This window comes from Streptomyces lincolnensis (assembly GCF_001685355.1).
In the GTDB taxonomy this organism is placed as follows: Bacteria; Actinomycetota; Actinomycetes; order Streptomycetales; family Streptomycetaceae; genus Streptomyces; species Streptomyces lincolnensis.
Genome location: NZ_CP016438.1, coordinates 4,423,602 through 4,450,105, shown reverse-complemented (window position 1 = coordinate 4,450,105; position 26,504 = coordinate 4,423,602). Strand labels below are relative to the sequence as shown.

Annotated in this window: 23 protein-coding genes and 1 pseudogene; 14 read left to right on the top strand and 10 right to left on the bottom strand. The window is 72.2% G+C overall.

Features of this window, described 5'->3' with window-relative positions:
- The first annotated feature begins 17 nt into the window (after positions 1-17).
- A complete protein-coding gene (locus tag SLINC_RS19655) occupies positions 18-470 on the top strand; it encodes an Lrp/AsnC family transcriptional regulator (RefSeq protein ID WP_067434626.1) in 453 nt (150 codons plus the stop codon).
- A gap of 100 nt (positions 471-570) precedes the next feature.
- Here the strand turns inward: SLINC_RS19655 and SLINC_RS19650 are convergent, their stop codons facing one another.
- Positions 571-1,206 (bottom strand): TetR family transcriptional regulator, encoded by a 636-nt coding sequence (locus SLINC_RS19650; RefSeq protein WP_067434624.1) that lies wholly within the window; start codon positions 1,204-1,206, stop codon positions 571-573.
- Positions 1,207-1,339: 133 nt separating this feature from the next.
- On the opposite strand from SLINC_RS19650, the gene kbpA reads away from it, so the two are divergent.
- The 3 genes from kbpA to SLINC_RS19635 all read left to right on the top strand — a co-directional run bounded on the left by kbpA (position 1,340) and on the right by SLINC_RS19635 (position 5,185).
- Positions 1,340-2,089 carry an AfsK-binding protein KbpA gene (kbpA, locus tag SLINC_RS19645; RefSeq protein WP_067434622.1) on the top strand — a complete coding sequence of 250 codons (750 nt, stop codon included), beginning with the start codon at positions 1,340-1,342 and terminating at the stop codon, positions 2,087-2,089.
- Positions 2,090-2,275: 186 nt separating this feature from the next.
- Complete coding sequence (afsK, locus tag SLINC_RS19640) at positions 2,276-4,639, top strand: protein serine/threonine kinase AfsK (protein WP_067434620.1); 2,364 nt, start codon at positions 2,276-2,278, stop codon at positions 4,637-4,639.
- Positions 4,640-4,672: 33 nt separating this feature from the next.
- The gene (locus SLINC_RS19635; protein WP_067434617.1) at positions 4,673-5,185 is read left to right on the top strand and encodes a hypothetical protein; all 513 of its coding nucleotides are present in this window, start codon (positions 4,673-4,675) and stop codon (positions 5,183-5,185) included.
- Here SLINC_RS19635 and SLINC_RS19630 read toward each other — a convergent pair.
- The 4 genes from SLINC_RS19630 to SLINC_RS19615 are packed head-to-tail and all read right to left on the bottom strand — an operon-like array spanning position 5,175 to position 8,517.
- Positions 5,175-6,143 carry an alpha/beta fold hydrolase gene (locus tag SLINC_RS19630; RefSeq protein ID WP_067445515.1) on the bottom strand — a complete coding sequence of 323 codons (969 nt, stop codon included), beginning with the start codon at positions 6,141-6,143 and terminating at the stop codon, positions 5,175-5,177. The two genes, SLINC_RS19635 and SLINC_RS19630, sit on opposite strands and share 11 nt — an antisense overlap.
- A 37-nt stretch (positions 6,144-6,180) precedes the next feature.
- Positions 6,181-6,939 carry an enoyl-CoA hydratase/isomerase family protein gene (locus tag SLINC_RS19625; RefSeq protein WP_067445514.1) on the bottom strand — a complete coding sequence of 253 codons (759 nt, stop codon included), beginning with the start codon at positions 6,937-6,939 and terminating at the stop codon, positions 6,181-6,183.
- Between the two features lie 11 nt (positions 6,940-6,950).
- A complete protein-coding gene (locus SLINC_RS19620) occupies positions 6,951-7,367 on the bottom strand; it encodes a Zn-ribbon domain-containing OB-fold protein (RefSeq protein WP_067434614.1) in 417 nt (138 codons plus the stop codon).
- Between the two features lies 1 nt (position 7,368).
- Complete coding sequence (locus SLINC_RS19615) at positions 7,369-8,517, bottom strand: lipid-transfer protein (protein WP_067434611.1); 1,149 nt, start codon at positions 8,515-8,517, stop codon at positions 7,369-7,371.
- Between the two features lie 78 nt (positions 8,518-8,595).
- Here SLINC_RS19615 and SLINC_RS19610 point away from each other — a divergent pair, with 78 nt between their 5' ends.
- Positions 8,596-10,176, top strand: coding sequence for a FadD3 family acyl-CoA ligase (locus SLINC_RS19610; protein ID WP_067434608.1), 1,581 nt, complete (start codon positions 8,596-8,598; stop codon positions 10,174-10,176).
- A 133-nt stretch (positions 10,177-10,309) separates the two neighbouring features.
- Here SLINC_RS19610 and SLINC_RS19605 read toward each other — a convergent pair whose 3' ends face one another.
- The gene (locus tag SLINC_RS19605) at positions 10,310-10,492 is read right to left on the bottom strand and encodes a hypothetical protein (RefSeq protein ID WP_067434605.1); all 183 of its coding nucleotides are present in this window, start codon (positions 10,490-10,492) and stop codon (positions 10,310-10,312) included.
- A 241-nt stretch (positions 10,493-10,733) separates the two neighbouring features.
- Positions 10,734-13,691 (bottom strand): SARP-family global regulator AfsR, encoded by a 2,958-nt coding sequence (gene afsR, locus SLINC_RS19600; protein WP_067434603.1) that lies wholly within the window; start codon positions 13,689-13,691, stop codon positions 10,734-10,736.
- A gap of 231 nt (positions 13,692-13,922) precedes the next feature.
- On the opposite strand from afsR, the gene SLINC_RS19595 reads away from it, so the two are divergent.
- From SLINC_RS19595 to SLINC_RS19585, 3 genes are all read left to right on the top strand, one after another.
- Positions 13,923-15,170: an amidohydrolase family protein gene (locus tag SLINC_RS19595; RefSeq protein WP_182449202.1), complete on the top strand. Its 1,248-nt coding sequence runs from the start codon at positions 13,923-13,925 to the stop codon at positions 15,168-15,170.
- Positions 15,171-15,281: 111 nt separating this feature from the next.
- Positions 15,282-16,205, top strand: a complete 924-nt coding sequence (locus tag SLINC_RS19590; protein WP_067434598.1) for an LLM class F420-dependent oxidoreductase — start codon at positions 15,282-15,284, stop codon at positions 16,203-16,205.
- Between the two features lie 69 nt (positions 16,206-16,274).
- The gene (locus SLINC_RS19585) at positions 16,275-16,922 is read left to right on the top strand and encodes a response regulator transcription factor (protein WP_067434595.1); all 648 of its coding nucleotides are present in this window, start codon (positions 16,275-16,277) and stop codon (positions 16,920-16,922) included.
- Positions 16,923-16,951: 29 nt separating this feature from the next.
- Here SLINC_RS19585 and SLINC_RS19580 read toward each other — a convergent pair whose 3' ends face one another.
- Together SLINC_RS19580 and SLINC_RS19575 are read right to left on the bottom strand one after the other, a co-directional pair.
- A complete protein-coding gene (locus tag SLINC_RS19580) occupies positions 16,952-17,728 on the bottom strand; it encodes a hypothetical protein (protein ID WP_067434592.1) in 777 nt (258 codons plus the stop codon).
- Between the two features lie 57 nt (positions 17,729-17,785).
- Positions 17,786-18,532, bottom strand: coding sequence for a hypothetical protein (locus SLINC_RS19575; protein WP_182449203.1), 747 nt, complete (start codon positions 18,530-18,532; stop codon positions 17,786-17,788).
- Between the two features lie 125 nt (positions 18,533-18,657).
- Between SLINC_RS19575 and SLINC_RS19570 the strand changes: the two genes are divergently transcribed.
- The 5 genes and pseudogenes from SLINC_RS19570 to SLINC_RS19550 all read left to right on the top strand — a co-directional run bounded on the left by SLINC_RS19570 (position 18,658) and on the right by SLINC_RS19550 (position 24,838).
- Complete coding sequence (locus SLINC_RS19570) at positions 18,658-19,428, top strand: SDR family NAD(P)-dependent oxidoreductase (RefSeq protein WP_067434585.1); 771 nt, start codon at positions 18,658-18,660, stop codon at positions 19,426-19,428.
- A gap of 137 nt (positions 19,429-19,565) precedes the next feature.
- Positions 19,566-20,684, top strand: coding sequence for an LLM class flavin-dependent oxidoreductase (locus SLINC_RS19565; RefSeq protein WP_079164612.1), 1,119 nt, complete (start codon positions 19,566-19,568; stop codon positions 20,682-20,684).
- 119 nt (positions 20,685-20,803) lie between these two features.
- Positions 20,804-22,537: pseudogene (locus tag SLINC_RS19560) on the top strand (N-acyl-D-amino-acid deacylase family protein); the annotation flags it as partial.
- Positions 22,534-23,985 (top strand): aldehyde dehydrogenase family protein, encoded by a 1,452-nt coding sequence (locus SLINC_RS19555; protein ID WP_067434575.1) that lies wholly within the window; start codon positions 22,534-22,536, stop codon positions 23,983-23,985. The pseudogene SLINC_RS19560 and the gene SLINC_RS19555, both read left to right, overlap by 4 nt.
- 76 nt (positions 23,986-24,061) lie before the next feature.
- Positions 24,062-24,838: an alpha/beta fold hydrolase gene (locus SLINC_RS19550; protein WP_067434572.1), complete on the top strand. Its 777-nt coding sequence runs from the start codon at positions 24,062-24,064 to the stop codon at positions 24,836-24,838.
- Positions 24,839-24,859: 21 nt separating this feature from the next.
- On the opposite strand, the gene SLINC_RS19545 is transcribed toward SLINC_RS19550, so the two are convergent.
- Entirely contained in the window at positions 24,860-25,261 is a 402-nt protein-coding gene (locus tag SLINC_RS19545; protein WP_067434569.1) for a nitroreductase/quinone reductase family protein, read from the bottom strand.
- A gap of 161 nt (positions 25,262-25,422) precedes the next feature.
- Between SLINC_RS19545 and SLINC_RS50150 the strand changes: the two genes are divergently transcribed.
- Positions 25,423-26,484: a hypothetical protein gene (locus SLINC_RS50150; RefSeq protein ID WP_261340686.1), complete on the top strand. Its 1,062-nt coding sequence runs from the start codon at positions 25,423-25,425 to the stop codon at positions 26,482-26,484.
- Positions 26,485-26,504 lie beyond the last annotated feature (20 nt).

Below are 26,504 nucleotides of genomic sequence, written 5' to 3'. Positions count from 1 at the left end.
GAGGGAGAATTTCCCTCATGGATGACGTTGATCGGAAAATTCTTGCCGAGCTTCAGCAGGACGGGCGGCTGACCGTGACCGAGCTGGCCGCGCGGGTGCGCCTGAGCGTCTCGCCGTGTCATCGGCGGCTGCGCGAGCTGGAGCGGTCGGGGGCCATCAGCGGCTACCGGGCGGTGGTGGACCGCACGGCCGTGGGGCTGGGCTTCGAGGCGCTGGTCTTCGTCTCGATGCGGCAGGAGGACCGGGACACCGTCGCCGGGTTCGAGCGGGCGGTCGGCGAGATCGCGGAAGTGGTGGATGCGCAGCGGCTGTTCGGGGAGCCGGACTATCTGCTGCGGATCGTCGCCGCCGACCTGGCCGCCTACCAGCGGCTGTACGACGAGCGGCTCGCGACGCTGCCCGGGGTGCAGCGGCTGAACTCGACGCTGGTGATGAAGCACGTGGTCAAGGACCGCCCGCTGCCGGCGTAGCGCGCCCGTACAGCGCGACAGGCGGCAGTCCACCGGTGTGGACTGCCGCCTGCGTGACAGGACTCGGGCCGGAAAAAAGATCCCTGGATATCTCTGGTCTCTACTTCGTCGGCTTCTTCCCCGTCACACCGAGGTGGACCAACAGCGCGAGGTTCGGCTTGAGTTCAGCCTGCTTCACGCCCCACGTCTGGAAACCCTTCTGATGGGAGGCCACGGCCGCGAGCATCGCGACGATCGAGCCCGCGACGGCCGCGGGGTTGACGTCCTTGTCGACCTTGCCCTTGGCCTGAAGCTCGGTGACCGCGTCCGCGAGGGAGTTGTTGACCGAGTTCAGGATCTTCATACGGAGCTTGTAGAACCGCTTGTCGCCCTCGGCGGCCCCGAGGTCGACGACCCTGAGGATCGCGTCGTTGCGGCGCCAGAACTCCAGGAAGCCGTCGACGAGCTCCTGCGCGGTCTGCCATCCGGCCTTGCCGACCCATGACCGGCCGGCCAGCAGCTCGGTCAACTGGCCGCCCTCGGTGGCCATTTGCTCGGCGATCTCCAGGACGGCACCTTCGACGTCCGGGAAGTACTGGTAGAAGGTCGCGGGCGAAGTCCCCGCCTTCCGGGCGACATCGATGACTTTGACGTCCCGATAAGGGGAGGAGCTGAGCATCTCGCTGAGGCAGTCGAGCAGCTTCTGCCGGGTCGCCTGCCCACGCCGACCGGCCACGCGGCCGTCGACGGTACGCACTTGTCCTGTCATGCCGTCAGCTTACCGAGGGGTGATCGGAGCGCGATTCGGCCGACTGCAAATGGGGTGCACGGGGGTGTGGGGGCAGCTGCGCTGGTCTGCGCCTCGCGTGAGACACCGTTACGTTGGCGACATGGCCGAAAACAGGGCATCGCGGTACGGAGAGGACGCCTTCGGGGAGGGCGTCCCCTGCTGGGTCGACGCGCAGCTTCCCGACATCGAGGCGGGCAAGCGGTTCTACGGTGAGCTCTTCGGGTGGACCTTCACCGACCCGCCGACGGCGTACGGCGGCTCCGTATGGGCGCATCAGGAGGGCGAGCCGGTGGCCGCGCTTGCCCGGAAGGCGGACGGGCGGCTGCCCAGCGTCTGGACGGTGTACTTCGCCACCCCGGACATCGAGGGCCTGGCCGACCGGGTCTGGGCGGCCGGCGGACAGGTCGTCACCGCGCCCATGCCGGTCGGCGACCTCGGCACCGCCGCCCTGGTCACCGACCCCGACGGCGCCGTCTTCGGCCTCTGGGAGGCGGGCACCCACCCCGGCTTCGGCAGGCGGCACGAACCGCATACCTTCGCCTGGGCGGAGCTGTACGCCCGGGACACCGAGACCGCCAACACCTTCTACGGCGGGCTCTTCCACGACGCCCTCTTCGGACCCGGGGCCCACCCCGACTTCGGCCGCGCCCCGGTCTCCGACGTCTTCCCGCCCGAGATGCCGCCGCACTTCCTGGTCCACTTCCGGGTGGCGGACTGCGAGGAGGTCCTCGGCACGGTGAACCGGCTCGGCGGACGCGTTCAGGCGCCACCTTTTGAGACGTCGTACGGCAGGGTGGCCGTCGTCACCGACAATCAGGGGGCGTCGTTCGCGGTGCTGGAGCGGCGGTAGTGGCGCCGAAACGGCGTTCAGTCCTGATTTGATGTGAGACACCCCATTCATCACCGGGTTCGCAACCAGCGCCCCGGCCAGGAAGAATCGGGGTGCGTGCCGCCAGGGCGGTGCGGTGGTGAGACGCTGCACGCGGTCGTGTACATACGTGGGTGTGAGGCGGCGCGTACGGGGAGGTGGCAGGCAGTGGTGGATCAGCTGACACAGCACGATCCGCGGCGGATCGGACCGTTCGAGGTGCTGGGACGGCTGGGTGCCGGTGGCATGGGGCTGGTCTATCTCGCGCGCTCGGCGTCCGGCCGACGGGTGGCGATCAAGACCGTCCGTACGGAACTCGCCGAGGACCAGCTCTTCCGGGTCCGCTTCACCCGTGAGGTCGAGGCCGCCCGGGCGGTCTCCGGCTTCTACACGGCGGCCGTGGTCGACGCCGATCCCCGCGCGGCCGTGCCCTGGCTGGCCACCGCGTACGTCCCGGCCCCCTCGCTCGAAGAGATAGTGAACGAGTGCGGGCCGCTCCCGGCCCAGGCGGTGCGCTGGCTGGCGGCCGGCGTGGCGGAGGCCCTCCAGTCCATCCACGGCGCCGGTCTCGTCCACCGCGACCTCAAGCCGTCCAACGTCCTCGTCGTCGAGGACGGCCCCCGGGTGATCGACTTCGGTATCGCCTCCGGCGTATCGAACACACGTCTGACGATGACCAACGTCGCCGTCGGCACCCCGGCCTACATGTCCCCGGAGCAGGCGAAGGACTCCCGCAGCGTCACCGGCGCGAGCGACGTCTTCTCGCTCGGCTCCATGCTGGTCTTCGCCGCCACCGGCCACCCGCCCTTCCACGGCGCCAACCCGGTCGAGACGGTCTTCATGCTGCTGCGCGAGGGCCCCGACCTCGAAGGACTCCCGGACGAGCTGCGTCCGCTGATCGAGTCCCTCATGCAGATGGAGGCCACCGGCCGCCCCAACCCGGCCGACCTCCAGGCCCAGCTGGCCCCCCACCTCTACGGCTCCGGCTCCGACGACAGCGGTACGGCGTCCGCGTGGCTGCCCGAGCGGGCGGTGGGCCTGATCGAGTCGCGGCGCGGCGGCCGGCCCGCGAAACCGGTGCAGAGCGGCGGCCGCAGTGCCGGCGGCCGGGTCGCCCCCGTGCCGCCCCCGCCGTCCCACGACCCCGTCGTCCCGGGCCCGGCGCCGTCCGCCGTGCCCGCCGGCGGCCCCGACACCGGCCCCGTGCGCCTCGCGGGCGCCCAGGTGCCCATCGGACCCGGCCCGCGCGTGGCCGACGCCCGCGCCGCCGCCGTGAAGGCACCCCCGCCGGAGGCCGGTCTGGTCGCCTCCTGGTCCAAGCCCCGCCCCGGCGTCAACGGCACCGACCCCGCCGTGGGCCCCGCCGTACCCGCGGCCCCCGCGCTGCCGCCGGAGACGGCGAGCGGCTGGCGGCCCTGGCGCTTCCGCATGTCGAACGACGTGTGGGGCACCCCCTCGGTCGCCGACGACCTGGTCTACGTCACCTCCTTCGAGGTGCACGCCCTGGACGTGGCCACCGGCCGCCGCCGCTTCAAGACGCGGGACGTGGCCTGGTCGATGGCGGTCGCGGACGGCCGTATCCACGCCTCCGACGGGCCCACCCTGTTCGCCCTGGAGGCCCGTGAGGGCGCCGACCTGTGGCGGCTGAACACCGATGCCTGGGTGTACTCCCTGAAGGCCGACCGGGGGACCGTGATCACCGGCACCCGGGGCGGCGGGGTGCAGGGCTGGGAGGCGTCCAACGGGCAGAAGCTGTGGGAGATCGCCGGCTGCCAGACCGACTTCGAGTCCCCCGAGGCGGGCCCGACGCTGCACTCGGGCACGGTCTACACCTGGCAGGACGCCCGGCTGCGCGCCCTGGACGCCCGCACCGGCGAGGAGCGCTGGTCGTACCCGATCGGCGACGCGGCCTCCTGCGGCGGCGTACCGGTCCGGGTGGCTCCCGCGCAGGACGGCTATGTGTACGTCTCCGCGGGCACCCGGGTGCTGGCCCTGGACGTGGCGAGCGGCCGCGTCCGCTGGCACTTCGAGGCCCCGGCGGTCTTCCTGTGTCCGCCGACCTTCGTACCGGGCCCGGCCGTCACCGGCGGCGGCATCTACCTCGCCGACTACCTCGGCACGGTCTACGCCCTCGACGCCACCGACGGCCGTGACCGCTGGCGCATCGCCACCGAGGCGCGGTCCTCCGTCGACCCGGTCCTGGTGGCCGCGGGCCACGTCCACGTCGGCAGCGGCAAGGGCCTCTACACGCTCGACGCCGTCACCGGCACCCCCAAGTGGCGCTTCCAGGCGGGCGGCGACATCGTGGGCGCCCCCGCCGTCGCGGAGGGCCGGATCCACTTCGGCTCCACCGACCACCTGCTGTACACCCTCAAGGCCGACGACGGCCGCCTGCGCTGGAAGCTCGCCACCGGCGGCGAGATCACCGGCTCCCCGGTCGTCAGGGACGGGGTCGTGTACGCGTGCAGCAAGGACCGCTGCGTGTACGCGCTGGACGCGGAGAAGGGAACCGGAACGGCCCGTACCGCGTGAGGCGGGCTCCGCGGGCGTCGCTAGAGTGATCACATGCGGACACGGGGGCGTGCACTCAAGCTGACAGCGGTCGTCGCGATGATGGGGCTGGCACTGACCGGCTTCTCGACGGGACGCGGCCACGGCCACAAGAGCCGGAGCGACGGGGGTGGGGGCGGGTGTAGCAGCTCCAGCCAGAACCACGGCGGTTCGTCCTCGTACAACGGCTCGTACAACGGCTCGAACTCCGGCGGCACGTCCGGCGGTACCGGCACTGGCGGCAGCAGCCGGACGCTGAGGGACGGGACGGCCCGGCTGGTGAGTTGCGCGAGCGACGCGCGTCCCTACGCGACGGTCGCCATCACGAACCCGAACCACCGCCGGGCCGACTTCCAGGCCCGGGTCACCTTCTACGACGACAAGGGCACCACGCTCTACTACAGCAGCTCCGTCACTGTCACCGTCCCCGCCGACGGCACGGCGAACACCCGGGTGGAGCTCGCGAAGAGCCTCGCGACGTCGGTCGCCCGCTGCGCGGCCGACCCGGAGGCCGAGGTCAGTCCCTGAGCCCCGTCAGGAAGTCCACCAGCGCCTCGTTGACCTCTGCCGGCCTCTCCTGCTGGGTCCAGTGGCCGCAGCCCGGCAGGACGACCGGGTCGCGGACCAGGCTGGGCATCAGCCGCGGGAGGTTCGCGATGAGTTCGGGTGTGCCGGGGAAGGCCGGGACCAGGTCGCGGTCGCCGTACATGTAGAGGGCGGGCGGGCTGACGACGGCGCCGTGCCAGGGGGCGGTGAGCTCCCAGTTGCGGTCCAGGTTGCGGTACCAGTTGAGGGCGCCGGTGAAGCCCTGGGCGTAGCTCTCGGTGAGTTCGTCGAGGTCCTGCTCGGTGAGCCAGTCGGGCAGCACCTCGGGGTCCGGGCTGTCCGCGAGCCAGCCCCGCTCCAGGTCGGTGACCAGGGCCTGCTCGTAGCGGCCGCCCGTGGGGCAGTCGCCCGAGGCGCCGTAGAGGAGCCTGCGCAGCGTGCCGCGGGGGTCCTTGCCGAACTCGGCGTCGGCGACGCCCGGCAGGTTGAAGTAGTTCCAGTAGAAGTGCCCGTCGAAGCGCTCCTGCATGGCCTCAAGCGGCGGCCGCTCCCCGCGGAACGGCGGCGGCACGCTCAGCCCCGCCACCCCGCGCACCACGTCGGGCCGCAGCAGCGCGGTGTGCCAGGCCACCGGGGCGCCCCAGTCGTGCCCCACGACGAACGCCCGCTCCTCGCCGAGCGCGTGGATCAGCCCGATCACGTCCCCGACCAGGTGGAGGATGCTGTACGCGCCCACGTCCTGGGGGTGGTCGCTGCGGCCGTACCCGCGCTGGTCGGGCGCGACCACCCGGAACCCGGCGGCGGCCAGCGGCGCGAACTGGTGGCGCCAGGAGTGCCAGGACTCGGGGAAGCCGTGCAGGAGCACGACGAGCGGTCCCTCGCCCTGCTCCGCGATGTGCAGGCGGATGCCGTTCACGTCGACCATGCGATGTTCAACCATGAGCCTGAGCATACGCCTGTATAGGGCAGCTACATTGCTAACGCAATCTGTAGGTGCGCTGTCGGGCACGGAACAGTTCGGCCTGCCGCTCACCGGGCAGGTTGCCCAGCGCGACGAGGTGCGGCGCCTGCGCGAACCCCTGGGCGAGAGCGGCCTCCTTCGCGGCCCACAGCGCCCGCACGGTGCCCTGCACCGCCTCGGCCGGATGCCCGGCGATCACCGCGGCCACCGCCGTCGCGGCCGCCAACGCCCCGCCCGGCCCGGTGAGTTCGGTGACCAGCCCGACGGTGTGCGCCCGGTGCGCGGACAGCCGCTCGGCCGTTCCCGTCAGCGCCGTCCGGGCCGCCTCCCCGTGCGGCATCAGCTGTGCCATGAGGACCGACTCGTAGGCGCTGACCATGCCGTAGGTGGTGTGCGGATCGAAGAACTCGGCCGTGGTGTCCGCCACCAGGAAGTCGCTCTCGCCGAGCAGGTAGAAGGCCCCGCCGCAGGCCATCCCGCGCACGGCCGCGATCACCGGCTTCCACAGGTCGTTGGACTTCGGCCCGACGCGCAGCAGCGGATCGTCCGCCATGTACGGCGAGTCCGGCTGCGGCACCACCGCGTCCCGGTCGATCCCCGTGCAGAACGCGCGCTCCCCGGCCCCGGTGAGCACCACGGCCCGCACCGCGTCGTCGAACCGCAACTGCCGCCAGGTCTCGTGCAGTTCCTCCACCATCGCCAGGTCGATCGCGTTGAGCCGGTCCGGCCGGTCGAGCGTGACGACCGCGACCCCGGTCTCCTTGTCGGCGGCCATCCGTACGGTGCTCACGGCCGCTCCAGGACCCACTGGGGCAGCCCGTCCGGGCCGAAGACGACCCGCACCGCGGCGCCGATGCGGATCCGCTCCACGGGAAGGGAGTCGAGCCGCGCCCCCGCCTCACCGACCAGGTTCCCGACCAGCCGGATCCGCGGCGCCTCGGCCAGTTCGACGACGACCACGTTGTACGGCGCCTGCTCCGCGTACTCGGGCAGCAGGGGCGGGTGGGGGACGACGTAGGACCAGATCCGCCCGTGCCCGGACATCGGGCGCCACTCGCTCGCGAAGGACCGGCAGTGCGGGCAGCACGGGCGGGGCGGGAAGCGCAGCTCGCCGCAGTCGGCGCACGCCTGGACGCGCAGCTCGCCCCGGGCCGCGTGGTCCCAGAAGGGGGCGCCGTCGGCGTCCACGACCGGTCGAAGCATCTCAACTCCTCAGCAGCAGGGCGGAGGTGGGGACGCCCTCCCCGGCGGTGACCAGGCAGGACGCGGCCCCCGGGACCTGGGCGGTACTGGTGCCGCGCAGCTGCTTCACGCCCTCGTTGATGAGGTTGAAGCCGTGCACGTACGCCTCGCTGAGGCCGCCGCCCCCGGTGTTCAGGGGCAGCCGGCCGCCGATCTCCAGGGCGCCGCCCTCGGTGAACGCCCCGCCCTCGCCCCGCCCGCAGAAGCCGTAGCCCTCCAGGGAGAGGGGGACGAGCGCGGTGAACGCGTCGTAGATCTGGGCGACGTCGATGTCCTCGGGGGTGAGGTCGGCGTGCTTCCACAGGTGCCGGGCGGCGGTCCAGGCGGGGCCGGTGAGGGGGTCGTCGTTCCAGTAGTTGACCATGCCGTGGTGCTGGGCGGGCAGCCCCTGGGCGGCGGAGTGGATGTGGACGGGGGTGCGCCGGCAGTCCCTCGCCCGCTCCCTGCCGACGACCACGCACGCCAGCGCCCCGTCCGATTCCAGGCAGTTGTCGAAGAGGCAGAGGGGCTCGCTGATCCAGCGCGAGGTCATGTACATCTCGCGGGTCAGCGGGCGCTCGTACATGATCGCGGCGGGGTTCTGGTTGGCGCGGTTGCGGCAGGCGAGGGCGACGTTGAAGAGGTGGTCGCGGGTGGCGCCGTACTCGTGGAGATAGCGGCGGGTGAGCATGGCTATCTCGTCCACGGGTCTGAGGAGCCCGAAGGGGCGGGTCCACTGGGCGGGGGTGGGGAGTTGGACGGTGGTGTTCGTCCAGGGCCGGGGGCCGGAGCCGCGTTTGCGTGAGCGCCAGGCCACTCCCACGGTCGCCTGCCCGGCCGCGATGGCGGTGGCGAGGTGGGCGACGGTGGCGCAGGAACCGCCGCCGCCGTAACCGGCCTTGCTGAAGTAGGTCAGGTCGCCGAGGCCGACGGACTTGGCGAGTTCGACCTCGTCGGTCTCCTCCATCGTGAAGGAGGCGAGCGCGTCGACCTCCGAGGGGGCGATGCCGGCGTCGTCGAGGGCGGCGAGGACGGCCCGGCAGGCGAGGGTCTTCTCGTCCTCGGGGAGGTGCTTGGCGAACGGGGTCTGGCCGATGCCGACGATGGCGGTGGCGTCCTTGATTCCGGCCATGCGCACACCTCCAGGCTGCCGAAGGGCTGCTGACAGGTCGTCAGGGTACAGCTAATCTGACGGGTAGTCAGCTCTGGGATGGGGAGGCGTGCTGTGCGCGGAGACGTTCAGTGGGACAGCATTCCGGGACTCGTCCGGTCGGCGGCCGAGCGCTACCCGGACGTCGAGGCCGTGGTGGAGGGCCGTACCCGGATCTCGTACGCCGAACTCGGCGCCCGTATCGAGCGGTCGGCCGCCGCGTGCGTGGCGAGCGGTGTCGCGCCGGGGGACCGGGTCGCGATCTGGGCGCCGAACTCGCTGGACTGGATCGTGGCCGCGCTCGGCGCGGTCTCGGCGGGCGCGGTGCTGGTCCCGCTCAACACCCGCTACAAGGGCACCGAGGCGGCGGACGTGCTGCGCCGCAGCGGGGCCCGGCTGCTGTTCGTGACCGGCACCTTCCTGGGCACGTCGTACGTGGCCTCGCTGCGCCGCGCGGTCGCTCAGGGGCCGGGACTGCCGGACCTGGACCAGGTGGTGGTGCTGTCGGACGACGCCCCGGCCGACTTCCGTACCTGGAAGGACTTCCTGGCGGGCGGGGACGGGATCGGGACGGCGGAGGTCCGGGAGCGGGCCGCGGCGGTGCGGGGCTCCTGGCCGTCGGACATCGTCTTCACCTCGGGGACGACCGGCCGTTCCAAGGGCGCGGTGATCACCCACGCGCAGACCCTGCGGGCCTATGAGGCCTGGTGCGACCTGGCCGGCCTGCGGCGGGGCGACCGCTATCTCATCGTGAACCCCTTCTTCCACACCTTCGGCTACAAGGCCGGGGTGATCGCCTGCCTGATGCGCGGCGCGACGATGATCCCGCAGCCGGTGTTCAACGTCGGCACGGCCCTGGCGAACATCGCGGCGGAACGGGTGTCGGTGCTGCCGGGCCCGCCGACCCTGCACCAGTCGCTGCTGGACCACCCGGCCCGGGACACGCACGACCTGTCCGCCCTGCGGCTGGTCGTGACGGGAGCGGCGGTGGTGCCGCTGCGGCTGGTGGAGCGGCTGCGCGGGGAGCTGGGCGTGGAGACGGTCCTGACGGCGTACGGCCTCTCGGAGGCGAGCGGCATCGTGACGATGTGCCGGCGCCAAGACCCGCTGCCGGTGATCGCCTCGACGTCCGGGCGGGCGATCCCCGGCACCCAGGTGCGGGTCGAGGCGCCGGCCGGCGAGCCCGGCGAGGTCCTGGTCCGCGGCTTCAACGTGATGCGCGGCTACTACGACGACCCGGCCGGTACCGCCGACGTGCTCGACGCGGACGGCTGGCTGCGCACCGGCGACGTCGGCGTCCTGGACGCCGACGGCAACCTGCGCATCACCGACCGGATCAAGGACATGTTCATCGTCGGCGGCTTCAACGCCTATCCGGCGGAGATCGAGCAACTCCTCGGCCTGCACCCCGACGTGGCCGACGTCGCCGTCGTCGGCGTACCGGATCCGCGTCTCGGCGAGGTCGGCAGGGCGTACGTCGTCCGCCGCGCGGGCGCCCTGACCACCGCCGACGACCTGATCGCCTGGGCGCGCCGGGAGATGGCCAACTACAAGGTGCCCAGGTCGGTGGAGTTCCTGGGGGAGCTGCCGCGGAACGCGAGCGGGAAGGTGGTCAAGGGCGAGCTGCGCGGGGCGAGTTGAGAACCGGGAGCGGACACGACTGTGGGGCCGAGCCCCCCGGCTCGGCCCCACAGTCGTGTCCCCCGTGTCCCCTCGGCCGCGGCGGCTCCCCCTCCGCGCCGCCGCGGCCGGTCCCCGTCTTCGAGGTGGCTTGTCAGGCGGGATTGTCCGTGGCGTGGATGTTCTCCGTGCCCACCTCGGTGTCCTCGTCCGCCTTCAGCGGGTTCGCCGTGACCGGCTCGCTCGTGGCGTGGATGTTCTCCGTGCCGACGGCGGTCCCGTCCTCGGTGCCCGTGGCGTGGATGTTCTCGGTGCCGGTGCTGTTGTCGTCGCTCATACTGACTGCCTCCCCTGACAGTTCGGGTGCCCTGAAGATGACCGCCCGCCCGGCGACTCCCCCGAGGGCCGCCGGACAGGCGTGGACCGTTCACCGTAGTGCAACGGCCCTGGTCGCCCCGCATGCCCCCCGACGCGACGGAACGACAGGACGAGAGTGACGGGCGGCGATAAACGAACGATGAACGCCTGCCCGGGCGGCCCGCGCCGGCGCGCTCGGGCCCGCCGCCCGGCGCCGGGTGTCAGGCCACCGCGAGCGGTTTGAGCAGGGAGCGGACCGTGTCGGCCTCGGGGGCGCCCAGCGCCTCGAACACCTCCAGCGCGTCCCGCCAGCAGACCTGGGAGCGGCCGACCTGCCCGATGCCGTTCAGCGCGTGACCGAGGACCACCAGCACGTTGGCCCGACGCCACTCGCCGCCGATGCCGCGCAGCACGGTCAGCGCCGTCTCGGCGTTCGACGCGGCCTGCGCCGGGCGCCGGGCGGCGAGGTCGACCTCCGCGAGCCGGAACAGGGACATGCCCTCCCACAGCCGCTGCCGGCTGTCCCGGAACACCGTCAGCGCCTCCTGGAGCCGGGCCGCCGCCTCCGGCAGCGTGCCGTGCTGGGTGAGGGCGAGCCCGAGGGCGTAGCGGCCGTTGGCGCCCTTGAGGGCGTGCCCCATGGCGTCGTACATCTGCGTGCCCTGCCGGGCCAGCGCCACCGCGCTCTCGGTGCGGCCGGTGGCCAGGTGGATGCGGGAGAGGTTGCACAGGGCGCTCGCCTCGCCGGGGCGGTCGTCGCAGGACCGGAAACCCTCGATGGCGCGGGCGAGATGGGCCTCGCCGTCGTCGTGGCGGCTCTGGTAGAGCGCGATCACGCCGAGGATGTTGGACGACCAGCAGCTCGCCAGCGGGTCGTGCGAGCCGGCGGTCAGCTCCCGGGCCCGGGAGGCCTCCTCGTCGGCCAGGTCGAAGCGGCCGGTGACGCTGTGCGCGTAGGCCAGGGTGATCAGCGCCCGCGCCTCCGCGCGCCGGTCACCGGCCTCCCGGGCCGCCTCGCGCAGCGCCGAGGCGACCTGCTCGTACGCCTTGGAGTTGGTGCCCGACTCGGCCAGGTCCACCGCCGCCCACAGCACGTCCACCGCCCGCCTGAGCAGGTCCGTGCCCGCGCACTGGCGGACGCAGGCCAGCAGGGACACCGCCTCCGCGTACAGCCAGTCCTGCGCCCGGTGCCGGTCGGCGAAGGACAGGCCCGGGTACTCGGGGGTGGCCAGGTGGTCGACGAGCCGGTCGCCGGGGCGCTCCAGGACGTAGCCGCCGGCCGCCGTGGCCAGGTAGAAGTCCAGCAGCCGGGACATCGCCGCGTGCCGCTCGCTCGGCGGCCACTCGTCCCGCTCGGCGCACGCACGCGCGTAGAGCCGGACCAGATCGTGGTAGCGGTAGCGGCCGGGAGCCGCCGATTCCAGCAGGGAGGTGTCGACGAGGGCCTCCAGCAGGTCCTCGGTGTCCTCCACGGGGAGGTCGAGCACCGCCGCGGCGGCGGCCAGGGAGATGTCGGGGCCGTCGGCCAGGCCCAGCAGGCGGAAGGCGCGGGCCTGGGCGGGCTCCAGCTGGCCGTAGCCGAGTTCGAAGGTCGCCTTGACGGCGAGGTCGCCGGCCTGGAGTTCGTCCAGGCGGCGGCGCTCGTCGGCCAGCTTGGCGGCGAGCACCGACACCGTCCAGGTGCGGCGGGCGGCGAGACGGGAGGCGGCGATACGGATCGCCAGCGGCAGGAAGCCGCAGGCCGCCACCACGTCCAGCGCGGCGTCCCGCTCGGCGCCCACCCGCTCCTCGCCGACGATCTTGGTGAACAGGGACAGGGCCTCGTCGGGGGACATCACGTCGAGGTCCACCAGGTGTGCCCCGGCGAGGTCGACCATCCGGACCCGGGAGGTGATCAGGGCCGCGCAGCCCGCGGTGCCGGGCAGCAGCGGCCGGATCTGGGCGGCGTCGCGCGCGTTGTCCAGCAGCACCAGCACCCGGCGGCCGTCCAGGACCGAGCGGTACAGCGCCGCCCGTTCCTCCAGGGAGTCGGGGATCGCGGAGTCGGCGGTGCCGAGCGCCCGCAGGAAGGAGCCGAGGACCGTCTCCGGTTCGGCCGCCCGGGCGCCGGTGCCCTGGAGGTCGACGTACAGCTGGCCGTCCGGGAAGGCGGTCCGGGCCTGGTGGGCGACGTGCACCGCGAGGGTGGTCTTGCCGACGCCGCCGATGCCGGCCAGCGCCGACACCGCCATGACCCGGCCCTCGGCGGAGGCCAGCACCGCGCCGAGCTCGGAGACGAAGGCCGTGCGGCCGGTGAAGTCCGGGACGGTGGCCGGGAGCTGGGCGGGCCTGACCGGCGCCACCGGGGGCTCCGCCCGCGGGGCCGAGGGCTCCGCGAGGCCCGGGTCGGCCCGGAGGATGCGCTGCTGGAGTTCGCTCAGCCCGGGCCGCGGGTCGACGCCGAGTTCGTCGGCGAGGAGCCGGCGGGTGTCCGCGTACACCGCCAGGGCCTCGGCCTGGCGGCCGCTGCGGTAGAGGGCCAGCATCAGGAGTTCGCGCAGGCGCTCGCGCAGCGGGTGCGCGGCCGTCAGGGCGGTCAGTTCGGAGATCGCCTCCGCGTGGCAGCCCTGCTCCAGGTCCATGTCCAGGCGGGATTCGAGGAGTTGCAGCCGCCACTCCTCCAGGCGGACGCGCTGGGCCTCCGCGTACGGGCCCGGCACCCCGGCGAGCACCTCGCCGTCCCACAGCGCCAGGGCCCGGCCGAGGACGTCCCGCGCGTGGCACAGGTCCCCGGCGTTCCTCGCCTTCTCCGCCTCGGTCGCCAGGTCCTGGGCGACGGCCAGGTCGAGGGCGCCCTCGGGCAGCCCGCGGATCGCGTACCCGCCGGACTCGCTCACCATGACCCCGGCGTCCAGCACCTTGCGCAGCCGGGAGGCGTACGTGCGCACCGCGGCCAGCGCCTGCGAGGGCGGCTCCTCGCCCCACAGGGCGTCGATCAGCTCACCCGCGGTCGCCGTGCGGCCCTCGCGCAGCAGCAGGGCGGCCAGCAGGGCGCGTTGCTGGGGGGAACCGGTACTCAGCGCCTCCTCGCCGCGCCAGGCACGTACGGGTCCGAGCACGCCGAAGCGCAGCGGCACGGTCACCGCCTCCTCCTCGGAGCCGGGACGCCACTGCTGCGGCACGCGCGGTACACCGTCCATCACCGTCGTCCCCCTAGGTCACTGTGCGACCCCGCCAGTTTGCCTTGTTCATGGCAGATGCGTCAGCTGTGCAGGGAGCCATCACAGGCAGACGCGCGGTATATCACAAGGCCCTCACACACTCTCCGCACACGTCCGCACAGGAACCGTCATGACCAGGGGCGGTTCGGACGGAACCGGGGCCGGTCCACACAGCTGACGGACCGTCAGATCGGCGCTACCGTGAGCGCCATGGAGACCAGCATGGAGAACGACGCGACCTTCCCCCTGATCATCTCCGTCGACGACCACACCGTGGAGCCCGCCACCGTCTGGCAGGACCGGCTCCCGAAGAAGTACCTGGACACCGGCCCGCGCATAGTCCGCGCACCGCTGAAGGAGATGTCCTTCCTCGGCGGCCGGTTCCGGCCCGTGATGGGCGCCCCCGGCGACGACGGACCGATCGGCGACTGGTGGGTCTACGAGAACCTGAACCGGCCCCTCACCCGCCTCGACACGGCCGTGGGATACAGCAGGGACGAGATCAAGCTGGAGATCATCACCTACGAGCAGATGCGGCCGGGTTCCTACGACGTGCCCGCCCGCCTCGCCGACATGGACGTCAACCACGTCCAGTCCGCGCTCTGCTTCCCGACCTTCCCGCGCTTCTGCGGCCAGACCTTCACCGAGGCCGCGGACCACGAGCTGGGCCTGCTCTGCGTCCAGGCCTACAACGACTGGATGCTGGAGGAGTGGTGCGGCCCCGACGCGCGGGGACGGCTCATCCCCCTCCCGCTCATCCCGCTCTGGGACGCCGAGCTCGCCGCCGCCGAGGTCCGCCGCAACGCCGCCCGCGGGGCCCGTGCCGTCGCCTTCTCGGAGATCCCCCCGCACCTCGGCCTGCCCTCCGTCCACACCGACGCGTGGGACCCCTTCCTCGCCGCCTGCGACGAGACCGGCACGGTGGTCGCCATGCACATCGGCTCCTCCAGCCGCATGCCGTCCACCTCCGCCGACGCCCCGCCCGCCGTCGGCTCCACCATCACCTTCGCCAACTGCTGCTTCTCGATGGTCGACTGGCTGATGAGCGGCAAGTTCGAGCGCTTCCCCAACCTCAAGGTCATGTACGCGGAAGGCCAGATCGGCTGGATCCCGTACATCCTGGAGCGCGCCGACGTCGTCTGGGAGGAGAACCGCGGCTGGGGCGGCGTCGCCGACAAGGTCCACCGGCCACCGTCCGAACTCTTCACCGAGCACGTCTACGGCTGCTTCTTCGACGACGCCTTCGGGCTGCGGAACCTGGACTCCATCGGCGTCGGCAACGTGCTGTACGAGACGGACTACCCGCACTCCGACTCCACCTGGCCGAAGTCCCGCGAGGTCGGCGAGGCGCAGATGGGCCACCTGGACGCGGAGGTGGTGGAGCGGATCGTACGGGGCAACGCGATCGAGCTGCTGGGCCTGACACCGGACGGCCTGTGGGATCCGTCCACCCTGTGACGACCGACGACGGCCCCCCGTGGGCCGTCCTCCACGGGCGCGCGGGCCTCGCTCCTCGGCCCCCGCGCCCTCCATATCCCCTCACCCCACACCCTCAAGGGGGTCGTCGCCGTGGAGTACGGCATCCAGCTCCCCGTCCAGTCCCAGAGCACGATCTACGCGGAACCCTGGGAGGCCGGCGCCGGCCCCGCCGACCTCGTCGAGATCGCCCGCGCCGCCGACCGGGCCGGGTTCGCCTACCTCGCCTCCTGCGACCACGTGGCGATCCCGCGCCGCCTCGCGCCCGCGATGAGCACGGTCTGGTACGACCCCGTCGCCACCCTCGCCTTCCTCGCGGGCGTGACCGAGCGGGTGCGGCTGCTCAGCCATGTGGCGGTCGTGGGCCTACGGCATCCCCTGCTGACCGCCAAGCAGTACGCCACCCTCGATCACCTCAGCGGGGGGCGGCTGATCCTCGGGGTCGGGGCCGGGCACGTCCGGGAGGAGTTCGAGGCGCTGGGCGTCGACTTCGGGCGGCGCGGCGCCGTACTGGACGAGTGCGTCGACGCGCTGCGGGCCGCCCTCGGGCCCGAGGAGTTCCCCGAACACCACGGCAAGCTCTACGACTTCGAGGGCCTCGGCCAGCGGCCCAGGCCCGCCCAGGAACGCGTCCCCTTCTGGATCGGCGGATCGTCCCCCGCCGCCGTCCGCCGGGCCGCCCTCAAGGGGGACGGCTGGCTGCCGCAGGGTGATCCGCGGGACCGGCTGCCCGCGCAGATCGCCGGGCTGCGGCGGCTGCGGGCGGAGGCGGGGATCGAGCAACCCCTCACGGTCGGCGCGATCGCCGAGCCGCTGTACGTCGGCGAGCCCGGCTGGGACGTCGGGCGGCGGACCCTCGCCGGGCCTCCGCGGGAACTCGCCGAGTCGCTGCGGGCGTACTCCGCGATGGGCGTGGACCAGCTCCAGGTGCGGTTCCGCAGCCGGAGCCGTACCGAACTCACCGACCAGATCACGGCGTTCGGGGAGCAGGTGGCCCCGCAACTCTTGAAAACTTGAACATGTCCACGCCGGGTCACGTATGTACGGACGTACGGACGTGACAGTTCCGGCGGAAGGACACGTGACGTGCGATCCTCCCAGCGACCCCCGGTCGAGCGAGTCCGTGTCGCTCTCGCCTGCGCGGAGGGCGAGTGGCCGCACGACGACTGGCCGGCCCCGGACGATCCGCACGTGGGCCGGGTGGTGCGCCTGACCCCGCCCTTCCGGGTCCCCGACAGCGTGGACGTCGTCGTCCTGCGCTGCGACGAACCCACCAAAGCCTTACGGGAGTTGGGGGCCACGAGCGTCCCGGTGATCGTCGTCAGCCCGCGCCGGAACACCGAGACGATCGTCGAGGTGTTCCGCGACGGCGCCGGCTACCTCGTCGCGGGCGACTACTGCACCTGCATGCTCTCCTCGGCCGTGCTCGGCGCCACCCTCGGCCACACCTACCTCTCCCCGGCGGCCTGCGCCGCCCTGCGGGAGGGGGCCCGGCACCTGACCGCGGGCGGCGAGGCGATGGAGCGGCTGCGCGGGCTGCTGTCCCCGCGCGAACGGCAGATCATGGAGCTGCTGTCGACGGGCCTCGGCGCCCAGGAGATCGGGCTGCGCCTGAGACTGAGCGAGAAGACCGTGCGCAACAACCTCAGCAACATCTACGCCAAGCTCGACGCACGCGGAAGCACGGACGCGGTCCTGCGATGGCTGGGAGCCGCGCCCGTGCTTCGCACCTGAAAACCTGCCGGACAGGCCCTTGAGGGTCCTTACGGCGCCGGAATCTCCGTCAGCGGTATGTCGACATCGGTGACGTTCTCGCCACCCGCGCCGAATCCCGGTTCGGACCTGAGGGCGCGCGTGGAATTCCGAAGGCCGGAGGCCTCGGGAGTGCCGCACTTCACGTTCCGCAGCCACAGCCGCCCGTCGGGCGTTCCGTTCTTCAGGATCTGCGGATAGAAGACGTGCACGCTCGTGGCGCCCTCGCTCGGGGAGAAGAAGACCTTCTGGCCGTTCTGCTCCTCCTTGTAGGTGGCCCTGAGGAATCCGCTCACGTCGGTGCGCTTGGCGGACCACATGAAGAAGCCGATGCTGTCCGCCTGCACGGTGTCCGTGCGGCTGAACTGCAAGGCCGTCGTCTTGTCGTCACGCGTGATGTTGATCTCCGACGTGTTGAACTTGACGCCGATCTCGAAGACCGAGTTCCCGATCTTGGTGTCCGCGGCGGCGGTGAACCCGTCCTCCAGCTGGATGGTCCTGGTGACGGACGTGCTCACGTTGAACGTCTTCGACGCCGTGCCCGTCGTACCGCAGTTGTCCGTCACCGCGGAGACCCGCTGGTTCGGGCCGAGGCCGTTCCGCTTGAACTGGACGTCGACGAACTCGCAGTTCTCCAGCGTGTCCGCGTCCGCCGCGCAGTCGGCGGTCACCTCGTCGGGGGTCGCGGCGCCCGCCTGGTTCATCAGCGGCACGGCCACGGCGACGGCCGCGAGCGGGGCCAGGACGAGGGTGAGGCGCTTCTTCTTGCTCCGATGCCTTCTCGGCATGGGTGTCTCCTGTGATGTGGGGGAAGTGGTGGTGGGGGACGTGGTGGTGGGGCGGGATCAGCAGTCGGTCAGGACGGCCCTGGACGTGCCGTCCGCGATGCCGGGGGCGCCCGCGGCGCCGGGCAGGATCACGGGGCCCTCGACGACCTCGGGTGCCACGAAGTTCTTCTCCGGGGAGGGGTTCACGGCGAAGCTGCCCGGGAAGGCGTCGATCCGTACGCGCCACTCGCCGGTCATGCGCTGGATCTTCGGCGTGAACTCCATGTGCAGGACCTTGCCGACCGGCACCTCCCGCTGTTCGGTGTCGCCCGCGGTCACCGAGGCGACCGTCATGTCGAGGGTGCCCTTGTGCTTGAGCCAGGACCCGCTGAGGAATCCGAAGATCCCCGCGCCGCCGCCCTGTTGGGTCACGGTGTACTTGCCCTTGCCCTGGCCGACCGTCGCCGACCAGGTGACCGAGACCTTGGCGGGCTCGGTGGCGTTCGGCTCGCAGTTGGGGAAGTCGATGGAGGACTTCTCGGCGGGACCGTCGAAGGTCTCGAAGTTCGTCTCCACGAAATCGCAGTTGTCGGCGGCGAAACCGTCCCCGAAGCCGGCGTTGAAATCGCGCACCGACCGCTGCTGGCCGTTGATCACAGCGGACCTGTGACACATCGACATGATCTGCTCGGGCGTTTTCTCGTCCTTCTTCTCCTCCGCCGCGTTCGCGGAGGGAAGAAGGGTGACGACGGCACCTCCCGTGGCGAGTGCCGCCCCGATCGCCACGAGCCTGACTTTTCTGTTGCGTAGTTTGCGCTTGGCCATGGGCGAGATTATTGAGGCCGGGCGACGGTATGGGCAGAGTCAAATGTCCCTACCCCTCGGTCACCTGACGAACCGTCAGATCCGGCGCTACGATGCCCGTATCCACCGATCCCGAGGGGGTTCGCATGGGCAAGCTGGACGGACGTGTCGTCCTCGTCACCGGCGCGGCACGCGGGCAGGGGGAACAGGAGGTCCGGCTGTTCCGCGCGGAGGGTGCCGAGGTCGTCGTGGCGGACGTGCTGGACGACCGGGGCAAGGAACTCGCCGACGAGGTCGGGGCGCTGTACGTCTCCCTCGACGTGCGGCGGGAGGACGACTGGCGGGCGGCGGTGCGGGCCGCCGTCGACGCGTACGGCCGCATCGACGGGCTCGTCAACAACGCCGGCATCCTCCGCTTCAACACCCTCGTCGACACGCCCCTCGACGAGTTCATGCGGATCGTCGAGGTCAACCAGCTCGGCTGCTTCCTCGGCATCAGGACCGTGGCGCCCGTCATGTCCGACGGCGGCACGATCGTCAACACCGCCTCCTACACCGGGATGACCGGAATGGCGGGCGTCGGCGCCTACGCGGCCACCAAGCACGCGGTCCTCGGCCTCACCCGGGTCGCCGCCCTGGAACTGGCCCGGCGCGGCATCCGGGTCAACGCGATGTGCCCCGGCGCCATCGACACGGCGATGTCGAATCCGGCGCTCCTCGATCCCGACGTGGACGGCGAGGCGGCCTCCCGGGGGCTCGACCGCTTCTACCGCAAGGTCGTCCCCCTCGGGCGGATCGGGAAGCCGGAGGAGGTCGCCCGCCTCGCGCTCTTCCTCAGCTGCGCGGACTCCTCCTACATCACCGGGCAGCCGTTCGTGATCGACGGGGGCTGGCTCGCGGGGGTCTCCGTCGGCTGAGAGTCCGGCCGAGAGACCGGCCGGGAGTCCGGCTGACTGGCCGTCAGCTATTGACGGTGCATGCGCCCGGTGCCACAGTCGGCGGCAGATCGCCTATCTGACGATGTGTCAGAAACAACTGGGGACGGTGAACCTCCTTGGAATTCGGGCTCTTTGTACAGGGATACGTGGGCAAGCGCGCCGAGACCGACCCGCTCGCCGAGCACAAGGCGCTGATGGAGGAGACCGAGTACGTCATCCAGGCGGACCGGTCCGGCTTCAAGTACGCCTGGGCCTCCGAGCACCACTTCCTGGAGGAGTACTCCCACCTCTCCGCCAGCGACGTCTACCTCGGCTACCTGGCGCACGCCACCGAGCGGATCCACCTCGGCTCCGGCATCTTCAACCCGCTCGCCCAGGTCAACCACCCCGTGAAGGTCGCCGAGAAGGTGGCGATGCTGGACCACCTGACCGAGGGCCGCTTCGAGTTCGGCAGCGGCCGGGGCGCAGGCTCCCACGAGATCCTCGGGTTCCTGCCGGGCATCACCGACATGAACCACACCAAGGAGATCTGGGAGGAGACCATCGCCGAGTTCCCCAGGATGTGGCTCCAGGACGAGTACGAGGGCTTCCAGGGCAAGTACTGGTCCCTGCCCCCGCGCAAGGTGCTGCCCAAGCCGTACGGGAAGTCCCACCCGGCCATGTGGTACGCCGCCGGGTCGCCGCCGTCGTACGCCATGGCCGCGCGCAAGGGGCTGGGGGTGCTCGGCTTCAGCGTGCAGAAGGTCTCCGACATGGAGTGGGTGCTGGAGCAGTACAAGACGGCGATCGTGGACGCGGAGCCGGTGGGCGCCTTCGTCAACGACAACGTGATGGTGACCACCACGGCCATCTGCGCGCCGACGCACGAGGAGGCCGTGCGGATCGCCGTCGAGGGCGACCTGCACTATCTGCCCTCGCTGGTGTTCCGGTACCACGACACGTTCCCGCGGCCCGAGGGGTTCCCCGTGTGGCCGCAGACGCTGCCTCCGTACACCGAGGAGTTCATCGAGATGATGATCCAGGAGGAGCTCCTGATCTGCGGGGATCCGGACGAGGTGCTGCGGCAGTGCAAGCGGTGGGAGCAGGCGGGGGCGGATCAGATCAGTTTCGGGTTGCCGGTGGGGGTGCCGAAGGAGGAGACGTTGCAGACGATTCGGTTGGTCGGGGAGCACGTGATTCCGAAGATCGATACGGATCCTGTGCATCGGACTACGCGGTTCCGGGCTGCCTCTTGATCGCCGTTGCGGTCTGAAGGCCGTTTGTGGCTGGTCGCGCCCACGCGGCGGAGCCGCATATCGATACAGCCCCGCGCCCCTGAGGTAGGGGCAGCGGCCCGGCATCCAAGGAGGCAAGCCTCATGCTCGATCACGTCATCAAGGGGGCGACCGTCGTTGACGGCACGGGCGCGCCCGCCTACACCGCCGACGTCGGCATACGCGACGGACGCATAGCCGTCATCGGGTCGGTCAGCGAGGAAGCCCGGACCACCGAGGACGCTCACGGGCTCGTGCTCGCGCCCGGGTTTGTCGACCCGCACACGCACTACGACGCTCAGCTGTTCTGGGATCCGTATGCGACGCCCTCCCTCAACCACGGGGTGACGACGGTCGCGGCCGGGAACTGCGGGTTCACGCTCGCGCCGTTGCATCCGGACCGTCCCGGGGACGCCGACTACACCCGCCGCATGATGTCGAAGGTGGAGGGGATGTCCCTGGTGGCGCTGGAGGAGGGGGCGCCGTGGAGTTGGAGTTCGTTCGGGGAGTATCTGGACGCCCTGGAGGGGCGGATCGCGGTCAACGCGGGCTTCATGGTGGGGCACTGCGCGCTGCGGCGGTATGTGATGGGGGCGGAGGCGGTCGGCGGGCAGCCGAGCCCGGAGCAGCTGGACGCGATGCTGCGGCTGCTGCACGAGGCGATGGACGCCGGGGCCTGGGGGTTCTCCACCACGCAGTCGTCCACGCACTCCGACGGCGACGGGAAGCCGGTCGCTTCGCGGCACGCGCTGCCCGCCGAACTGCTGGCGATGTCGAAGGCGGTCGGGGAGCACGAGGGGACCCAGATCGAGGCGATCGTGGCCGGGTGCCTGGATCAGTTCAGTGACGCGGAGATCGAGCTGTTCGTGGAGATGAGCGCGGCGGCGGGGCGGCCCCTGAACTGGAACGTGCTGACGATCGACTCGTCCGTCCCGGAGCGGGTGCCCCGGCAGTTGCTGGCGAGTGAGCGGGCGCGGAAGGCGGGCGGCCGGGTCGTGGCGCTGACGATGCCGATCCTGACGCCGATGAACATGTCCCTCGGAACCTTCTGCGCGCTGAACCTGATCCCCGGATGGGGGCCGGTCCTCGGGCTGCCCGTCCCGGAGCGGATCGAGAAGCTGCGCGATCCGGCCGTGCGGGCCGAGATGCTGGAGAGGGCCGGGTCCAAGGAGGCCGGGGTCTTCCGGCGGCTGACGAACTTCGGGCGCTACGTCATCGGCGACACCTACAGCGAGGCCAACCGGGGCCTGAGCGGACGGGTCGTGGAGGACATCGCGGCGGAACGCGGCCAGGAGCCGCTGGAGTGCCTGGTGGAGATCTGCGCGGCCGACGAGATGCGCACGGTCCTGTGGCCGATGCCGACCGACAACGACCCGGCGTCCTGGTCGATGCGCGCCGAGGCCTGGCAGCACGAGGACGTCCTGCTCGGCGGCTCGGACGCGGGCGCGCACCTGGACCGGATGTGCGGAGCGCCGTACACCACGCGCTTCATCGGTGACTGTCTGCGCGGGCGGAGGCTGGCGAGCCTGGAACAGGCCGTGAAGATGCTGACCGACGACCCGGCGCGGCTCTTCGGGCTGCGCGAGCGCGGCCGGATCCGGGAGGGCTTCCATGCGGACCTGGTCCTCTTCGACCCGGAACGGATCGCCGCGGGCACGGCCACCCTGGTGCACGACCTGCCGGGAGACAGCCCGCGGCTGGACGCCAAGGCCATCGGCGTCCGGGCCGTGTGGGTCAACGGCGTCGAGGCGATCCGCGACGACGTGGTGAGCGGGGCCGTGCCGGGGCAGGTGCTGCGCTCGGGGCGGGACACCCGGACGGTGGCGACCAAGTGACCGAGGAGCAGCGGCTGTTCGTCGGGGGCTCCTGGGTGGAGCCGGACGGCGGCCACTACGAGGTGATCGACCCGGCGACCGAGCGGACCGTCGGGTGGGCGCCGGAGGCCTCGCGGGATCAGGTGCACGCGGCCTGTGCCGCGGCCCGCGAGGCCTCCGGGCCGTGGTCGAGGACGAAGCCGGAGGAGCGGGCGGCCGTCCTCGCGCGGGCCGCCGAGCTCATCCGGTCGCGGTTCGTGGAGTACGCCGACCTCGCCCGGGCGGAGACCGGCGCGACCGCCGGCACCGCGCGGTCCCTCCAGGTCGGGGTCGCCGCCGCCCGCTTCCAGCGCTACGCCCGCGTCGAACCCGCCGAGTGGGCGATCCCGCCGCAGATCAACGAGGCCGGACCGATGGGGAAGGCGGCCGTGATGGGTGCCCTCGCCGTCCGCCAGCCCGTCGGGGTCGTCACCTGCATCACCTCCTACAACAACCCCTGGGCCAACCCGGTCGGCAAGGTCGCCCCCGCCCTGGCCATGGGCAACACGGTCGTCGTCAAGCCCGCCCCGCAGGACCCGCTGTCCGTCTACCGCATGGCTCAGGCCCTGGAGGCGGCCGGGGCACCGCCAGGAGTCGTCAACGTCGTCAGCGGCCGGTCGGTCGCGGTCGGCGAGGCGGCCGTCGACTCGCCCGACGTCGACATGGTCAGCTTCACCGGCTCCACGGCCGTGGGGCAGCGCATCGGCGAGGTCTGCGGGCGCGCGATCAAACGCCAGCTGCTGGAACTGGGCGGCAAGGGCACGGCGGTCGTCTTCGACGACGCCGACCTCGCCTCCGCCGTCGCCGGTATCGGCACCACCTTCTCCTTCTACAGTGGCCAGATCTGCACCGCACCGACCCGGGTACTGGCCCAGCGGGGCGTGTACGACCGCCTGGTCGAGCAACTCGCCGGATACGCGGGCCGGTTGAAGGTGGGCGACCCCTCGGCCCCCGACACGGTGGTCGGCCCGGTGATCTCGGCCGCCCACCGGGACCGGGTGGAGTCGTACGTCGAACTGGGCCGCAAGGAAGGCGCCACGGTGGCGGCGGGCGGCGAACGCCCGGCGCTGGACAGCGGCTTCTACATCGCCCCGACCCTCCTCGCCGACTGCACCCCCGACATGCGGGTCACCCGCGAGGAGATCTTCGGCCCCGTCGTCTGCGTCCTCCCCTTCGAGGAAGAGGAGGAGGGCGTGGAACTGGCCAACGACACCGACTACGGCCTCATCGACTACGTCTGGTCCGCCGACGTCGCCCGCGCCTTCCGCGTCGCCCGGCAACTGCGGGCCGGCGGCGTCGGCGTCAACACCGTCGGCCGCAACATGGAGGCCCCCTTCGGCGGCTTCAAGAAGAGCGGAGTCGGCCGGGACGTCGGCTCCTACGCGCTGCACGCGTACAGCGAGGTGCAGGCGATCGTGTGGCCGGGGTGAGGGACCGGCCGCCGGACGGAGGGCTTGGCCGACGGCTTCCTGGTGGCCGGGCGGGCGGCCGGGCACAGTTCGCCGTATGGAAACCATGGTGCGCGTCGAGGGCGGCGAGGTCTGGGCGGACGACACGGGCGGGGAGGGGGTGCCGCTGGTCCTGCTGCATCCCGGGGTCGCCGATTCTCGGGTGTGGGAACCGGTGCTGCCCGCGCTGGCCGTGGGGCGGCGGGTCATCCGGTACGACGCCCGGGGGTTCGGGCGGTCTCCGGCGCCGACGGTGTCGTACTCCGCCGCCGGGGACCTGAAGACGGTCCTGGACCACTTCGGGGTCGCGCGGGCCGTGCTCGTCGGGACGAGCATGGGCGGGTCGACGGCGGTCAGCGGGACGCTGAACGAGCCGGAGCGGGTCGCGGGGCTGGTCCTGCTGGTGCCGGGTGTCACCGGGTACCCCGAGCTGGAGAACAAGGAACTGACCGCACAGATCGCCGAGTTGGCGCAGGCCGGTGACATGGACGGCCTCTTCGCCCTCTCCCTGCGCGTCTGGGGCGCGGCGGGCACACCCCCCGACACCGAGGCCGCGACCCTGATCCGGGCCGCGATCCCCGCCTGGTTCACCACCTACGGCCACGTCACCGAGGAACCGCCCGCCTTCCCCCGCCTCGGCGAACTGTCCCTGCCCTGCGCGCTCCTCCTCGGCGAGCAGGACGAGCCCCGCACGATCCGCTGCAACGAGGCGATGGCGGAGGCGATCCCGGGCTGCCGGCTGGTCCGGGCGGCGGAGTGCGACCATCTGCCGACGCTGCGGGTGCCGGAGACCGTGACCGAGCTGGTGCGGGAGGTGTACGCGCGGGTGGGGTGAGCCCCGGCCCCGGCCCCGGCGTCAGGGGCGGGGGCCGTCCAGGTCCACCCGTACCGTCAGTAGACCCGCCCCTATGGCCCGTACCGCCGTGCTGTTGAAGCGGGGCAGGGTGCGCAGACGGGCGATGGGGTCGTCGTCGGGGAGCAGATGGGCCGTACCGGTGTGCCACCGCCCGTTGATGCGCACCCTCACCCTCGGATCGGCCTGGATGTTGCGGACGTACTGCGACCGCTCGCCGAACTCCGAGACCAGCCAGAAGGAGTCCCCGACGCGCCGCCCGCCCAGCGGGGTCCGGCGCGGCAGCCCGGACGTGCGGCCCGTGGTCTCCAGCACGGTCTGGAGGGGCAGGCGGCGCAGGAGCGGATTGAACCGGCGCTGGAAGGCGGTGGCGATCCGGTACTTCTGCTCGGCTCGACGGGACATGGGCGGGCCTCCTGGGGGTGCGCTCGGGTGTACGCCCGGGGTGTGGGCTTGCCCGTGCTTCTGGGGTGTGCGTGGCGCTCGTGGTCCGGTGCGGGTGCTGCTGTCGATGGTGCCGTAGCCCCTCCTTGACAGCTCCGGCGCCCCCGGCGCGACCCTGGAGGGTGACCGAACCAGCCAGGCGCACCCTGCTGTTGGCCGCCGCCGCTGCCGGATTCGGCGCGGCTGGCTGCACGTCGGACGGCGGCGATCACACGGACCGTGGCCTCGGTGGCGGCGGTGAGCCGGGGGCGACGGCGAGCGCCGGTGCGTCGTCATCCGACACCCCCGCGCCCTCACGCGGGCCCCGGGGAACCCCCACGATCCCCCCGGAGCCCCCGCTCCCCGCCCCCTCCCCGTGGCCCCTCGCCCGCACGGAGGTCGAGCCGCGGGCCAAGGGCGCGGCGGTACGGCTCCTGGAGGCCCTCGGCACCTGGCCCCGGGGACAGCAAGGGCCTGGCCCCGCGCGGGAGCGGGCCCGGAACCGGGGCGTACCCCCCGCCGGGGCGGCGCATCTCGTCGCCAGGGCCGCCCCGCTGCTCACCCCCGCCCCCGAGGCCACGGTCCGGGTGATCGCCGCCCAGTACGGCGGCCTGGCCGGCGACCACGCCAGCGTCCTGGTCCCGCTACGGCAGTGGCGGCGGGCGGCCGACGGCTCCGTCGAGGACGGCGGCGCCACGGTCGACGTACGCCTGACCCGCGCGCCCTCCGGCTGGCAGGTGTGCGACCTCCACCCCTCCCGCCCCGGGCGCCCCCTCGCCCGCCCCGGCGCCCTGATCCGGCGGACCGTCACCCACGACCACATCCACCTCCCGCCCGCCGCCGACGCCGACATCCGCGCCGGCCACCTGCACCCCGCCCCGCTCCGGGCCCTGCTCACCCTCGCCGAGTCCTACGACATCGACGTCAGCGTCGTCCACACGGGCCACCCGCGGAACGTCTTCGGCACGAGCCGCCTCAGCGACCACACCCGCATGCGCGCCTTCGACGTCTGGGCGGTGAACGGCCGACCGGTGAGCGACCCCACCACCCCGCACGCCCTGATCGACGGCTTCATGCGAGCGGCGGCGAGGGCGGGGGCGTACCGGGTGGGCGGCCCGCGGCTGCTGGGCAGGGGCGGCGAGGTCTTCTTCACGGACCGGGCGCACAGGGACCACCTGCACATGGCGTTCGACAGCGACGAGTAGAACGGCCCAGCGGCTCTTCG

Coding starts and splice junctions, on each gene's coding strand:
- SLINC_RS19655 (WP_067434626.1), top strand. CDS start 18: ATGGATGACGTTGATCGGAAAATTCTTGCCGAGCTTCAGCAGGACGGG.
- kbpA (WP_067434622.1), top strand. CDS start 1,340: ATGGCCGAAAACAGGGCATCGCGGTACGGAGAGGACGCCTTCGGGGAG.
- SLINC_RS19635 (WP_067434617.1), top strand. CDS start 4,673: ATGCGGACACGGGGGCGTGCACTCAAGCTGACAGCGGTCGTCGCGATG.
- SLINC_RS19630 (WP_067445515.1), bottom strand. CDS start 6,143: ATGGTTGAACATCGCATGGTCGACGTGAACGGCATCCGCCTGCACATC.
- SLINC_RS19625 (WP_067445514.1), bottom strand. CDS start 6,939: ATGGCCGCCGACAAGGAGACCGGGGTCGCGGTCGTCACGCTCGACCGG.
- SLINC_RS19620 (WP_067434614.1), bottom strand. CDS start 7,367: ATGCTTCGACCGGTCGTGGACGCCGACGGCGCCCCCTTCTGGGACCAC.
- SLINC_RS19615 (WP_067434611.1), bottom strand. CDS start 8,517: ATGGCCGGAATCAAGGACGCCACCGCCATCGTCGGCATCGGCCAGACC.
- SLINC_RS19610 (WP_067434608.1), top strand. CDS start 8,596: ATGGGGAGGCGTGCTGTGCGCGGAGACGTTCAGTGGGACAGCATTCCG.
- SLINC_RS19605 (WP_067434605.1), bottom strand. CDS start 10,492: ATGAGCGACGACAACAGCACCGGCACCGAGAACATCCACGCCACGGGC.
- afsR (WP_067434603.1), bottom strand. CDS start 13,691: ATGGACGGTGTACCGCGCGTGCCGCAGCAGTGGCGTCCCGGCTCCGAG.
- SLINC_RS19595 (WP_182449202.1), top strand. CDS start 13,923: ATGGAGACCAGCATGGAGAACGACGCGACCTTCCCCCTGATCATCTCC.
- SLINC_RS19580 (WP_067434592.1), bottom strand. CDS start 17,728: ATGCCGAGAAGGCATCGGAGCAAGAAGAAGCGCCTCACCCTCGTCCTG.
- SLINC_RS19575 (WP_182449203.1), bottom strand. CDS start 18,532: ATGGCCAAGCGCAAACTACGCAACAGAAAAGTCAGGCTCGTGGCGATC.
- SLINC_RS19570 (WP_067434585.1), top strand. CDS start 18,658: ATGGGCAAGCTGGACGGACGTGTCGTCCTCGTCACCGGCGCGGCACGC.
- SLINC_RS19550 (WP_067434572.1), top strand. CDS start 24,062: ATGGAAACCATGGTGCGCGTCGAGGGCGGCGAGGTCTGGGCGGACGAC.
- SLINC_RS19545 (WP_067434569.1), bottom strand. CDS start 25,261: ATGTCCCGTCGAGCCGAGCAGAAGTACCGGATCGCCACCGCCTTCCAG.